We start from the raw sequence: 13890 nt of genomic DNA, 5'->3' as shown, positions 1-13890 counted from the left end.
CGGATCATGACGCAGGATTTCACACCCACTGAAATGATGACCATTGCCGCCGCCCGCGCGCTCACCAATGATGATGTCTGCTTTGTCGGGATTGGCGCACCTTCGGCTGCCTGCAATGTGGCACGGCTCACCCATGCGCCAGATATCACCCTGATCTATGAAAGCGGCACGATCGGCACCAAACCGGATGTATTGCCGCTCTCCATTGGCGATGGCGAGCTTTGCGATACCGCGCTGTTTACCGTTTCGGTGCCGGAAATGTTTCGTTACTGGCTGCAGGGCGGGCGTATTACCACAGGGTTTCTCGGCGGAGCGCAGATAGATCGCTTTGCCAATCTCAACACCACTGTCGTCGGTCCCTATGATACGCCAAAGGTACGGCTGCCCGGTGGTGGCGGTGCCCCGGAAATTGCCAGCAATTGCGGCCAGATTTATATCACCATGGCGCTGACCAATCGTGGTTTTGTCGACCATCTGGATTTCATAACATCCATGGGCCATGGCGAAGGCGGCAATCATCGCGCGCGACTTGGAATGAAAACCAAGGGGCCAACCCGTGTCATCACGGATCTCTGCATTTTTGAGCCTGACCCGGCGACGAAGGAGTTAACTGTTGTATCCATCCATCGAGGTGTGACGCGCGGGCAGATTGAAGAGAATTGCGGCTGGCCTGTCCGGTTTGCTAAAGAAACCGTGGAAACACCCGTTCCCACTGAAACCGAACTCTCAGTGCTGCGCGATATCAACGCACGCACGAAACGAGCCCATGAGGCAGCCTGATGTCCGAAGCCTTTATCTGTGATTATATCCGCACGCCCATTGGCCGCTTTGGCGGGGCGCTGTCCTCGGTTCGACCGGATGATCTCGGTGCCATCCCGCTGAAAGCATTGATGCAGCGGAACGGTTCCGTTGACTGGGAAGCCATCGGCGAAGTCTTTTATGGCTGCGCCAATCAGGCAGGCGAGGATAACCGCAACGTCGCGCGCATGTCCCTGCTTCTTGCCGGACTACCGGTAGGCGTACCGGGTACGACGATGAACCGCCTGTGCGGCTCGGGTATGGATGCGGTTATCGCAGCGGCGCGGGCGATCAAGGCCGGAGAAATGGAAATAGCCATTGCGGGCGGTGTTGAATCCATGTCGCGTGCGCCATTCGTTTTACCGAAGGCTGAAGGGGCTTTTTCGCGCCATGCGGAAATTCACGACACAACCATTGGTTGGCGCTTCATCAACCCGCTGATGCAGCAGCAATATGGCATCGACTCCATGCCGGAGACTGGCGAGAACGTTGCCGAGGATTACAACGTCTCGCGGGCCGATCAGGACGCTTTTGCGGTACGGTCGCAGCAAAGGGCAGGAGTTGCCATGGACAGCGGTCGGCTCGGTCGCGAGATAATTCCTGTGATTATTCCCCAGCGCAAAGGCGATGCGATAACCGTGGATCGCGACGAACATCCCCGCCCGCAGACGACACTTGAACAACTGACTAAATTGCCGACCCCATTCCGCAAGGGCGGATCGGTAACCGCGGGGAATGCATCAGGCGTTAATGACGGCGCAGCCGCTCTGATCATTGCTTCCGAAGCTGCCATAAAGAAATACGGCCTCACTCCCATCGCCCGGATCGTCGGCGGCGCAACCGCAGGTGTTCCTCCACGCATCATGGGTATTGGCCCGGTTGCAGCAACGCGCAAACTCTGCGCGCGGCTTGGCCTAACACCACAGGATTTCGATGTGATCGAACTCAACGAAGCCTTCGCCTCGCAGGGCCTTGCCACTCTGCGCGAACTCGGGCTTGCCGACGATGCCGATTATATCAATCCGAATGGCGGTGCGATTGCACTTGGTCATCCCCTTGGCATGTCCGGCGCGCGCATCGCCGGGACGGCAGCATTGGAGCTTGGTATCAGAGGCGCAAAACGCGCCCTTGCCACCATGTGCATCGGTGTCGGTCAGGGTATCGCTGTCGCGCTTGAACGTGCCTGATAAAGCATTATGCCGGGCACTTAGCCCGGCATAATCACCGCTTAGCAGATTTTGATCAGACGGCGATCCGGGATTCCGACTGTTCCAGAGTTTTTAGAATGGCAAGCTGCCGTTCCCAGGCCAAAGCATCGCCAACGATAAGGTCGAGGTCAGCACGCTTGGGCTCAAAGCCGAACAGTGTCCGCACACGCTCGTTACCCGCAACAAGAACAGCGGGATCGCCGGCACGGCGCGGTGCCGTCCGAACCTCGAAATCAACACCCGACACGCGCTTGACCGCATCGATGATTTCAAGCACTGAATAACCATAGCCATAACCGCAATTGGCTGACGTACTGGTTCCACCTGCCTCCAGATAATTCAGCGCGCAGAGATGGGCCTGTGCCAGATCGCTGACGTGAATGTAATCACGGATGCAGGTGCCATCGACGGTCGGATAATCCGTACCGTAAACCTCAATATGCGAGCGTTCACCGGTCGCGGCCTGACTGGCAATCTTGATAAGATGTGTGGCGCGCGGGAAGGACTGACCCGAACGCAATTGCGGATCGGCACCCGCCACGTTGAAATAACGCAGCGCCACATAGTTGAATTCCGGATGGGCAACTGCCGCATCACGAAGCATCCATTCGGTCATCAACTTGGATGTGCCGTAGGGCGAGATTGGCTGATGCGGCATGTCCTCGGTGATTGGCGTGCGCTCCGGTTCACCGTAGACGGCAGCCGTCGACGAGAAAATAAAATGCTTGATGCCTTCGGCAATGGCTGCCTCGATCAGAGCCCGCGATTGCACCGTATTGTTGCGATAGTAATAAAGCGGGTCCTTCACCGAATCCGGCACGACGATTGATCCGGCAAAATGCAGGATCGCAGTAACATTGTGTCGACGGATCAGATCGCGCACCAGTGCCTGATCGCCGATATCGCCCTGCACGAACGGTACATCATCCGGCACCAGCCAAGCGAAACCACAACTCAAATCATCAAGCACCAGCACCGATCGGCCAGCATCCTTGAGGGCAAGCACCATGTGACTGCCGATATAGCCGGCGCCACCAGAAACGAGAACAGTCATGGGAAGAACTCCTGCAATTTTGTTGGAGATATCTATGTGATGGAGCGGCTTATGCCAATTCGACAATAGTTGTGGTGCCTCCTTTCCTGCGGCCAGTTTTCCTCCCAAGGAAATTTCGCGGCTATTCGTTATGCGACCCAGCGAGCGGCGTCCGTTGCACGTCTGCCCGTTTCAGTCATTTTATGATCGACATTGTTTTCAGTCAGGAAGACATTCATCTCGCCATAGGTCTCGAACCAGGCGCGGTTGTATTTATCAAACAGCGACTGATCCCAGTAATCCTCCAGCCTGAATGGCTTGTCACTGAACACGTCATAACTCGGAATCTTGTAGGTCTCGGCAAATTCGACGGTGCGGCTGTCATAGGTGAAATAAATCGACGGAATACCATTGGCCAAAGCCATGAGATTGCCGTGCAATCGGTAGCCAAGCACCAGTTGATGCGACCGCACCAGCTTTTCGTAATCAGCAACTACATCGGAATAGTACATGCGCTCGCGATAGAGCTTTTCGATTGCTTCATCGAAATACCAGTCGGAGACCCAGCGATTTCCCTTTAACGCGGCGATGGCCTGTTCCTTCTGCTCATCAGTGCCGAAAACCATCTTCTTCTCTTCCACTTCACCCTGCGCCATCAGGGTAATGTCAAAGCGTTTGGCCATTTGCTTGATGAGTTCACGGTGCAGGGTCAGATAGCGCTGGATATCCTGCGCATAGGTTGGCGACACTTCGCGGCGGACAGTCACACCAACCTTTTTTACCGTATCCAGATCAGGCAATTTAATGCGCAGATGCTGGTTGTTCCGGCGGAAAGCCGTGGGACAACCAATGATCCGCACATTCTTGATGCCGATATCATTGAGAACCTGCGCCGAATAGGCACCTCGCACGCCGATGGACGTGGTGGAATCGGCAATGAGACGCCAAACCGCCTTGGATTCCTCCGAAAGCTCCAGCTGACCTTTGACCGGCGCCTGAGCACCCACACCAAACGCAATCACTGGCAATCCCAATCGCTTGAGAACCGGAATGGTGTCGCGCCAGTTCATTTCCTTGTTGATGTAGTTGGACCCACGCAGGATGACATAGTCATATTCCTCGCGCAGCTGGTCAATCTTCTCCATCGGCGGATTGACGATAGGAAGCTCGCCGACCTTATCGTAGTTCAACAGTTTCAGTGACGATTCGAAAACGAAAGCGTCGCCAATGTTGTGGTAGTGATCAATACTGCGCTGAATGTCACTGTGCTTGTACCAGCGCACATTATCATGATCGTATACTTCACCGGCGGGGATCAGTACGAGGACGCGTGCCATGAGGTATTCCTTCTTTTGGCGATGAAAGCTGGGTAACTTCAGCTTGCTTGGGAAAGAACAACGTCAGTTCTTGCAGCTACGTTAAGCGACTGCTGCCGGGTAGGTTTAAGCAATTCACCGTAGAGAGCAAGATGTTCTTGAGCACAGTCAATATAGTTCAGGGGATTTCGGATGGTCTGATGCAGGCGATCCCAAATCGAGGAGTCGCTTAGCACTTCTGTGAAACGATCGGCCAGATCTTCAGCGCTGCGAACGCGGAAATGCAAGCCATCGAGTCCATCACGAATTTTCTCCGCCATACCACCAATATTGGAGCAGATGACCGGCCGGCGATGGTGCAGGGCCTCCTGAATGACAATAGGCGAATTCTCCCACCAGATGGAGGGCATAACCACCCAGTCGACTGATTGCATAAGGCGCGGCATCTCCGCATTCTGATAGGCGCCATAGAAGCGCACGCGCGGTCCGGCTTCCTCAATCAGCTTCTGCATGCGATCCTGGAATTCACGCGGTTGTTTCTCAAGATTGCCGCCAAAGATCATCAGGCGTGAATCTTCGCCCCAGCTTTCCTCGGGCACGCGCGATACAGCATCAATAAGCACGTCGATACCCTTGAAAGGCGTGACCTGTCCAAAATAGGCAAAGCGGTTGCGCCGTGGTCTTGGCCCTGACAGCTCCCGCGGCGGCGTTATGTTGTCGATGGCAATGCCATTCTCAATGACGGTCAGCTTTGCAGGATCGAGGCCCCATTCCTTATATCTCTCCGCCAGAAAATCACTCGGCGCAACGAAGGCATCGGCAAGTTCAAGCATACCGCGGATGAAACGTTCCCGCTTGAGGAAACGCGCCGGAGGAATATCGGGGAAACAGGCATGACAATCGATGGGTGAAGCCTCGTTGCAAAGCTTTGCCGAGCCTGCCTTCACCATCTGCCCGTCATTGTTGCAGATCGACAAATATTCGTGGAACGTCACCAGAATGACCGTATCCGGCATCGCTTCGCGAATGGCATAGAGCGTCTCCAACCCAAGACCGAGCACATGGTGAAAGTGCACCACATGCGGATTGAGGTCCCGGACAAAGCGCAGGAGATCGCGCCGGATTTCATCGGTGTTGTTGTTTGACAGATAGAAGTGATCATATTCATCCGCATGAAACAGGATTTCGTCGCTGCTGCGGCGCATGCTCATCAACGCAGTCGTACCATGGCGCGGAATCGGATGACCGGCTCGTGCAAGATAGACAGACTGGACACCAGCCAGACTGTTAAGCCCCTTGTGCAGATTGTAGGATGCGATTTCCCCGCCCCCGAGTGAGATACTCGGATGAGCATGGGAAATCACCAGAACCCGAAGCTGTTCGCTCATGCCGTTTCCTCTGTGGAAGCACCGCGTTTACTGGAGACATTGTTGGCCCATCGGGCGTCAAAGACCTGCCGATCAATCCGCTCGATCAGAGCAATGGTTGAGGCCTTGTCAGATACGGATATATCGTCAGAACCCAACATTTGGGCCGATGGCAGCCAATAGGAACGTAACCCCGACTGTTTGAGTTTGAGGCCAAGATCGAGGCCCTTCTCATGCGTTCCAAGATAGCCACGCGTGAACCCGTTGACTGAGAACAGCGCATTGCGTGGCAGGATACAGCACTCGAAGGTTGCCGTTGCTACCTCTGTTATTCCCATTCCAGCCACAGCATCAATGGGGTATCCGGCATAACGGCTGATCAAGGCGCGATCAGACTGGGCTCCGGCCACCCATGTTCCGGCCCAGCGGATGGAATCATCTTCATAGGCGAGAGTTGGAGATAGCACGCATTCCTTGCGTGCATCGTAGGCGGCCAGCAATTTCTGGAACCAGCCGGAACTGCGGGGTAAAAGCGATGCGGCGAGAAAGACAACGCTCTCGGTCGAAACCGCCCGCGCGCCCACCTCCAGTGCATCGTAGAGATCTTCCGAGCCGCTTGCGGATACCAGCCGGACGCGCAGGCCATAGAAATCAGCTAATCTGCGAATCTGAACGCCGATACGGTCAACGATTTCCGTTGCAGCAGCCACAACAATCGGCGCCTTGCGTGTACCGGGATCAAGTGCGAGCAGGGCAAGAAGAGGACCAATCTCTTCCACGCGTTCATCCACACCAATAATAAGCGCCGGTCCTTCAGCGTCTTCAAAGGCACCAAGATCAACGACGCCGAAAATCTCCGGAGGCGGACGGCTGACACCGCGAAGCAATGGCACGAGTTGCTGATCAACGATATGGCGCAGCGCCCATGCATTGGGGTCAATAGCGCGAATTTGCCTGACAACCGCATCACGTGACGTAATCCGTGTCGGCGTGAGGGGCATGAAGGCCCGGCGCGCATCGCTCAACTCAAGTTCAATATAGAAGGGAGCCGTGCTGTCACCTGCAAGTTCCGGAGCGAAAGCCACGAACCCATGCGCATGACGATTGGGGTCGAGTCCGGCATTGAATGGTGGCTGGTTGTCGAATTCCCTAGTCACATCGGGCCGGTCTACTCGCGTCCAGTTGCTATCAAGCTGGGTTTCGCCGCGGTGGCGACGCAGCTTGACCGACTGCACATGATTATCCGGATCAAGAAGCCAGCCGGAAACCAGAAGACCGCTGCCTTCGACACGAAACACGTTATCGATGCCCATCCGAACCGGGAAGGGCAGGCTGGATATTGTCTCCGTGCCATCAAAACGGTTAGCCGCCGAACGCAGGCGGAGAAGTATCTCCGTCGAACTGCGCATGTTCGGCAAAATAGCCCTGACATGGCTGGGTGTTTCACGCGAGCCAACCAGCAGACGCCGGTCATAGACCTCAATAAAGCGCCAGCCCCGGCGTCCGCGAAACAACAGACGCTCGATGTCATTTGGCGCAACAGGTTCATTGGCAAGCAGCAGCCCAGCGAAGCCAGATGCCTGTTCACTCACGTCGGGCCGCGCAAAGACGCCGATTGAACATTCCGCAAGGGAAGGCGAACGGCCACTAATCAGAAGCCGCGTAACGGAAGGCGTCAGATCCTGCGCCCAACCCTGTACGAAAATCTCACCTTCATCACTACCGCCGATCAATTCGATGATGCCATCGGATCGCGCGCCAGCCTGTAACAGGACGGTGATAGCGGCAAGCTTTTTGCGGCCGATCGGGCCGGAAATCAATCCTTCAACAAGCCCGTCAATGGCGCCGGGCAAATTGGACCCTGCGAGATCAGCCATCATGGCTGCCAGATCGCCAACAGTGGCGGCTCGTGCAGCAAACGAATATCGCGCCACCTTTGCCTTGTGCTGAAACATGATCGTTTTCAGCTGACCGCGGCGTAAAACAGTGGTTGGAACAATGGCAACAAAACCATGTGTACCCGCTGGCGAGGGTGCCTTCAGTGGCCAAGTGATGAGCGTTGCCTTGATGCTCATGGCAGGGTCACCATTAAGGAAAACCGTCACCTGATCGGAGGTGTTGCTGCCGATACCGAGGACCAGCACCAGCGTATCCTCTACCGGGCAACCCACAACCATTTCGCCTTCCATGACAATGGAATTGCGCTCCGGCGCTTTACCGGTTTTGGGTACAGGCAGCAGGGTTTTTTCGTCGCGTGTCATCTCAACACCCTCAACGGAGAGCCCCAAGCGTCAGGAGAGCGCCCGTAACAAATCCCACCAGGACGAACAACAACAGAAATAATGGTTTGGTGTCACCACCGGCGCGCTTGTGCAGAAGCTCTATGCGCGTTTCCAATCCCGCCACAACACCATCCATGCGCATGAGATGCACGTCGAGCTCTGTCATGCGTTGATTGACATCGCTGCGCAGACCCTCAAGCGAATTGCTGACATCGCCAAGGTCGGAGGGCGTGCCTCCCCCGTCAATGGTTTGTGACGGCCGTTGCAGGGAGCGTTGGTTCACCTGTAATTGGCGCTGCGCTGCCATCAGCATATCGAGCTTGTCGAGGATACGCGTCATTGGTGCCGCAATGAGCGCTTCCGCAGCCTGTTCGTCGGGCTTTGGAACGCGTAGCGACTGCTCTACGCCTGCGCCACTGATTGCTATAACTACCAGTTCACCTGCCCGCATCGAGGCAAATTGCGGCAGCATCACATCAAAGGCATGGATACCATCACCAATCCCATTGCGTTTCAGATCGGGCCGGTCCTTGTCAGCCGTTGCTTCGGCAATGGGCTTACCATCAAGCATCACGCGAATGGTCAGTCTCACGTCCGGTGCCGCCGGATCAAAGGCCCATCCGTAGAGTCGACCGTCATCGACAGCGTCAACACGCCCTTTGATCGGTTCTGTTTTGGCTGGCTCAGGCTGCACTTGTTTGGTGTTATCCTGTTCCGGGGCGGTTGTCGGCTTTGCAGAAGGCTGCGCCGACACTTTTGTCACTATAGACATGATATACCTCTCAGGCTGCCTCGACACGTTCAGAACGCAGAGTCTCGATCAGGTCGAGATACCGTCCAGCTGTCGTGTCGATGGTATCAGGGTGGCGCGCCCCCAGGGAAAGAAGCTGACGCAGGTCAGTATCTTCAGCAATACGCCGCATGGCAGCTGCCAATGCGAGCGGATCGTTGGGGGGAACAGTCAGGCCATTGACGCCGTTTTCGATCATTTCGGCCATACCGCCAATATTGCTGGTGATCACCGGGCAATCATGCCCCTGAGCCTCCTGAATCACCAGCGGTGCGTTCTCCCACCAGATTGACGGCATAATCGCACAATCAACTGTCGCGATGAGATTTCCTATGTCTTCACGCCGATAGGCGCCGCGCCTTTGTACGAAAGGCGACGTCTCGGCAAACAACCTGTCTATATCAGCAACAAACGCTTCGCTCTGAAATGGCGCAGCGCCGTGGACACGCAGTTCAAAATCATAGCCCTCAGCAATCAGTTGCTTCGCCGCTTCCAGAAGGACGGTGGTCCCCTTCCAGGGATTGAGGTTGCCGAAATATCCAAAGATGGGCTTGGTGCGGGTTGCCGGATCAGTTTTCACTGCCAGTTCGCGCTTCGGCTGCCCATTCGGGATCACACTGATCAGCTCTTCGTCAATTCCCCACTCCACATAGCGTTGCTTGAGAAACTCACTCGGTGAAACAAATGCATCCACTACGCTCAGCAGCGATTTCAGATGGCGCTCGCGCAGCACGAATTTGTCCAGCGCTATGTCCTTGAAACAACTATGGCACCGGTCGGGGCTTGCTCCGTAACAAAGTTCCTTGTCTCTCGTGCGAACCATCAGGCCATCATGATGGCAGATCGGATAGTAATCGTGCAGCGTCAGAACAATCCGGCATTCGGGCAATGTTCGCCGGACGATATGCGGAAACTCCGCACCCAACAGCAGCAAATGATGCAGATGAACGACATCAGGCTTGAAATCCCGCAGCAGTTCAACAATGTCGGGCACGATCCCATAGAGATCGACCTGGCTCATGAAAAAGCGGTCAAAGTGGCCAGACCAGAGCAAAATTTCATCGCCGCCGTTACCAATGCTCTGAAAGCTTGTGCCGGGCCGTGCTTCGCGATGAATATGATTGGTCGCACCTAGAAACAGCGCTTCGCATCCCGCACGCTGATAGGCGCGAAACAGATCATGCGCAAAGATTTCAGTGCCACCGGGATGCAGTGACGGATGATTATGGGCCGCGATAAGGACACGGGCCATTATCTCTCCCCTCCGGGTCCCGCAATGAAAATATCCTGATAATGGTCAGCGGGTACGCCGCGCCAGTGACCAAGTGATTTATTGAAAACCGATAGGCTAGCACGCGTCAAAGCCTGATCGAGAAATCCATCATCGAAACCGACAGCGGCGAGGGGAGGCAATTCCGGCACGAACCAGCAGGGCCCTTGATCATAGCGCTGGAAACCCAATCGGGTATCGCGCTTCTTCAGCGGATTTTCGGCCGCCGTCTTGTCCACCACAAACGCCGTTATGAAAAGGCGTCCGCCGGGCGCAAGAACGCGCGCAACTTCACGCAGATAGACGCTGACTTCCTCATCGGGAAGATGAGTAACAACCGATGTCATGATGACAAAATCGAACTTTTTGTCTTCGAAGGGTAATTTGAGCTGAAGACCATCAATCGCTCCCTTCGGATTATAAAGGGAATGGGCGATATCCATGTAGCGAAATTCGAAATTCGGATAGACTGGCGTGATCTTCTGCTGGCACCAATTGATGCCACCGGATACCGGGTCAATGCCGCGATAGCTTCCTTTAGCTGGATCAAGATATTGTGTGAGCGGTACAGCCATACGGCCAATACCACTGCCGATATCAAGCACATGGCTTTCCGGGCGCAATCCGCCCTTGCGGATAAAATGACCCAGAAACTCGGAGCCGACGGTCCGAAAATCACCATCACCGACAAAAACACTGTCCGGGTCAGGGCTGGGCAGAAACCGGTTTCGTACGACAGCTTCCATCAGCCAGTCGATATATTCATCATTCACAGCATTCGTATGCTCGGGTAGGGCTTTCTTGAGTGCTACAACCTCAGTCAAGCGGCGCTCCTTTCAGACTTTCCAACGATATAGGGGGCGACAGTGTCCTCTGTCGCTTCATCGAGGTAGGTCGACATCAATTCGGTTATGTCATCGTTCCAGCGCTTGGTGTGCAGCCATGAATTATACTGGCTTGCCAGACCGCGCATGTAGTCGGCGCTGCGGCGGATGGACCGCCGCTCGAAATGGTACAGGGAAACATCTGGCTCATAGGCAATATGAAAGCCGATCTGGCGAATTTTCAGGCACAGATCACTGTCCTCATAGTCACCGATAATGTAATCTTCGGTAAAGCCACCCACGAGATCGTAAATGTCTTTTCGAGTGACCAGACAGGCGCCGGTCACCCCCGGAACAGTGCGGCCCACACGTGCGGGAGCATATGCACCGGGCATTCCCTTGTAGAAATGGTGATTCAGCCAGACGCCCTTCTGGTCGCGCGCAAAATACAGCCCGGCGTGCTGGAGAGACCCGTCCTCGAACAACAATCGTGGACCGATTGCACCGAGCTTCTTCTGATCAAGCAGTGGTTGAATAAGCGCTTGAAGCCAGCCATTGGCGCAAGGCACAACGTCCGAATTCAACATGACTATCATTGTGCCTGTGGCTACGCCTGCGCCCGCATTACAGGCACGGGCATAGCCGCTGTTGCGATTCATTGTAACAAGCCTGAATGGCAAGCCGTGCAGAATGTGTAAGCCGCCCAGCATATGTTCGGTATCATCCTGAATCTCAGGGGAATCGAGCACAAAAATGAGTTCGGCGTTGTCGACAAGCCACGGATCTGTGGCCATCGCAGAAAACTGGAAACGAAGGAAGTCAAGATTCCGATAGAGCGGAATAACGATCGACACCACAGGATTATCAGGCAGAACGCCATAATCCTTGGTATCGGCGATCTTCACGGTCTTACCGAGCTTATGCTCAACTTCCTGCAGGGCAGGGGCGAGAATATTCTCAAAAACCTGATCGCGCGCGTGCTGAGGAGGGACAGAACGCAGGATGCGATTTCGCTGGGCCGAAGCTTCGAATGGCTGTAACGGCGGGATCAGCGACGACGTCGCGCCCGAGACCAGCCGCATCTGGAAACGCGGTTGGAGCAGTGGGCCCAAATTTTTGCTTTGCGGAAGCCATGCAACAAATCCGGTTACATCTGCACCAAAACCATCTTCGCGCTCACCGGTTTTGCCGGGAAATTTGTAAAAATTGGGTTGAAGCGGCAAGATGCTTCCGTTTTCTGAAAGATATTCGATCCTCGATAACATGGCCGCAGGATCATGTGTCCAACCGCCGACAAGCAAACCACCATCCAGCGCGAGAGCGAGATCGATTTCAGCGGCGGGATGCGTGGCGGATTTGGCAATCTGACGAACCGTCAGCGGCGCGCGCGTCTGCATATCAATGGCAGTAGCAAGGCCAGCACCTGTGACCTGGGCCAATTCCCGAATGAGGAACTCACGCAGATCCATATCTCCGTGGCGCTTTGCCCACCACTTTTCGAAATCCGCCTGCTGACTGTCACCATCAGCGAGTTTGCGAACGGCAACGCCGTTCTTGCCGCAAAGCACGAGATGGAAGGATTGCGGTAAAGACCGCGCTGACTCAACCAAAAGGTGACACGATTGTCCGCCCCGTTTGATTTGCGAGCCCATGACGAATTTTGCCGGCAGAGCTGTCACCGAAGCCGCACTGATTGCGTAAATCGTGCTCACATCGCCAAGCACAGGATCAATCACTGTCTCCAGCAGATACTGACCGTCGATTGGCTGGCCACAGGAGCGCACAGGCCGAGGCTCCGGTGTGAGCGCCAGAGTGATTTCACGCGCAACGCCGGCGAAAATCTGGTTTTGGGAAAGGCGGAATGTGGTGCGCCATGTGCTCAGAACATTGTTGAGCAGCTTGATATGACCGGCAGCCGAAAGATTATTCACCGCACTGTTTACATCAAACGATGCAAGTTCATCGGCGGGATAAAGAACGGCCTGCTCTGTTGGCCCGAGCGATCCAGCAGAAAGGGTCAGATTGATCGGCTGATCTTTCGTCCGCATGGCCCAAAGCACACGCTGACCGCCCGTTTCAAGAGGGATGTTGAGGCTAACAAGCGGAACGAGTTGATCCGATGCCTCCAGTGTACATTTTGTCGAGGCTCGCATCGCGCCGGGGAGATCCCAGATCACGACAGCAATATCAGCACATAGACGAGAGATGGATACACTCTCCGTGTCGTCTGCAATATCCGTCGAATGGTCGAGGTTCAACACGTTGCCCTTTCATTCACATCGGAAAGAAAAACGTGCCCGGCAAAAAAGCAGGGCACGCCAATTTTTGAAAAAATCAATGTACGACGAAATACTGGTCGGGATGTGCCTGCACATCGTCATAGCTGGTGTTCACAAGTGTGATGCTGTCGCCATGGCCGAAATCGACCACAACATTGTTGCCAACTTGCGTAATATGGTCTGCCACATCATCCGGGGAATTGATGTGAAGGCCATTGATGCCTTTGGATATCTGAAGAACGTCTTCACCTGGGGTAAAATCAAGAATGACGTCGTTGCCGCCGCCACCATTGAACAGGAATACGTCATGTCCGGAACCGCCGACTAGGGTATCATCGCCAGCTCCACCAACGATAAAGTCATTCCCTGCGCCGCCGAGAATAACGTCATTTCCGGAGCCGCCGAAGAGGATGTCTGAGCCATTACCGCCCAGAAGAGTATCATCTCCGTTGTCACCGAACAGAACGTCGCTTCCGTCGCCGCCATTCAGAATGTCATTTCCTTGGTCACCATGGAGAATATCACTGCCTGTTCCGCCGAAAAGGGTATCGTCACCCCGTCCGCCGAAAAGAAGATCATTCCCTTCATCACCAAATATGATGTCGTTGCCGTTTCCGCCAAAGACGAGATCATCACCACCGTGGGCGTGGATGAAATCGTCAAAACGCGAACCAAACAAAACGTCGTCGTAGGCGCCGCCTTCTAAAGTGGCCATCTGCTTCT

11 protein-coding genes are annotated in these 13890 nt (G+C 55.0%); 2 read left to right on the top strand and 9 right to left on the bottom strand.

The window, feature by feature from the left end; genetic code table 11:
- Positions 1 to 6 precede the first annotated feature (6 nt).
- Both BLU05_RS24445 and pcaF read left to right on the top strand, forming a co-directional pair.
- A complete protein-coding gene (locus BLU05_RS24445) occupies positions 7 to 780 on the top strand; it encodes a CoA-transferase subunit beta (protein WP_091886203.1) in 774 nt (257 codons plus the stop codon).
- Positions 780 to 1985: a 3-oxoadipyl-CoA thiolase gene (pcaF, locus tag BLU05_RS24440; RefSeq protein ID WP_091886200.1), complete on the top strand. Its 1206-nt coding sequence runs from the start codon at positions 780 to 782 to the stop codon at positions 1983 to 1985. The genes BLU05_RS24445 and pcaF overlap by 1 nt, the downstream gene beginning before the upstream one ends.
- Positions 1986 to 2040: 55 nt before the next feature.
- On the opposite strand, the gene galE is transcribed toward pcaF, so the two are convergent.
- The 9 genes from galE to BLU05_RS24395 form a co-directional block, all read right to left on the bottom strand.
- The gene (gene galE, locus BLU05_RS24435) at positions 2041 to 3060 is read right to left on the bottom strand and encodes a UDP-glucose 4-epimerase GalE (protein WP_091886198.1); all 1020 of its coding nucleotides are present in this window, start codon (positions 3058 to 3060) and stop codon (positions 2041 to 2043) included.
- A 128-nt stretch (positions 3061 to 3188) separates the two neighbouring features.
- Positions 3189 to 4376 carry a polysaccharide pyruvyl transferase family protein gene (locus tag BLU05_RS24430; RefSeq protein ID WP_091886196.1) on the bottom strand — a complete coding sequence of 396 codons (1188 nt, stop codon included), beginning with the start codon at positions 4374 to 4376 and terminating at the stop codon, positions 3189 to 3191.
- A gap of 38 nt (positions 4377 to 4414) precedes the next feature.
- Positions 4415 to 5743, bottom strand: coding sequence for a glycosyltransferase family 4 protein (locus BLU05_RS24425; RefSeq protein ID WP_091886194.1), 1329 nt, complete (start codon positions 5741 to 5743; stop codon positions 4415 to 4417).
- Positions 5740 to 7983, bottom strand: a complete 2244-nt coding sequence (locus tag BLU05_RS24420) for a hypothetical protein (protein WP_091886191.1) — start codon at positions 7981 to 7983, stop codon at positions 5740 to 5742. Before BLU05_RS24420 ends, BLU05_RS24425 begins: the two co-directional genes overlap by 4 nt.
- Positions 7984 to 7993: 10 nt before the next feature.
- Positions 7994 to 8776, bottom strand: coding sequence for a hypothetical protein (locus BLU05_RS24415; RefSeq protein ID WP_091886189.1), 783 nt, complete (start codon positions 8774 to 8776; stop codon positions 7994 to 7996).
- Positions 8777 to 8786: 10 nt separating this feature from the next.
- A complete protein-coding gene (locus BLU05_RS24410) occupies positions 8787 to 10049 on the bottom strand; it encodes a glycosyltransferase family 4 protein (RefSeq protein ID WP_091886186.1) in 1263 nt (420 codons plus the stop codon).
- Positions 10046 to 10888, bottom strand: a complete 843-nt coding sequence (locus BLU05_RS24405) for a class I SAM-dependent methyltransferase (protein ID WP_244518537.1) — start codon at positions 10886 to 10888, stop codon at positions 10046 to 10048. Before BLU05_RS24405 ends, BLU05_RS24410 begins: the two co-directional genes overlap by 4 nt.
- The gene (locus tag BLU05_RS24400) at positions 10885 to 13149 is read right to left on the bottom strand and encodes a glycosyltransferase family 2 protein (protein WP_244518536.1); all 2265 of its coding nucleotides are present in this window, start codon (positions 13147 to 13149) and stop codon (positions 10885 to 10887) included. Before BLU05_RS24400 ends, BLU05_RS24405 begins: the two co-directional genes overlap by 4 nt.
- A gap of 73 nt (positions 13150 to 13222) precedes the next feature.
- Positions 13223 to 13882, bottom strand: a complete 660-nt coding sequence (locus BLU05_RS24395) for a calcium-binding protein (protein ID WP_091886306.1) — start codon at positions 13880 to 13882, stop codon at positions 13223 to 13225.
- Positions 13883 to 13890 lie beyond the last annotated feature (8 nt).

Origin of the sequence: Phyllobacterium sp. OV277, assembly GCF_900104355.1 — a bacterium.
GTDB lineage: Bacteria > Pseudomonadota > Alphaproteobacteria > Rhizobiales > Rhizobiaceae > Phyllobacterium.
Note: the sequence above shows the minus strand (reverse complement) of the source record. Positions and strands in the feature narration are given on the sequence as shown.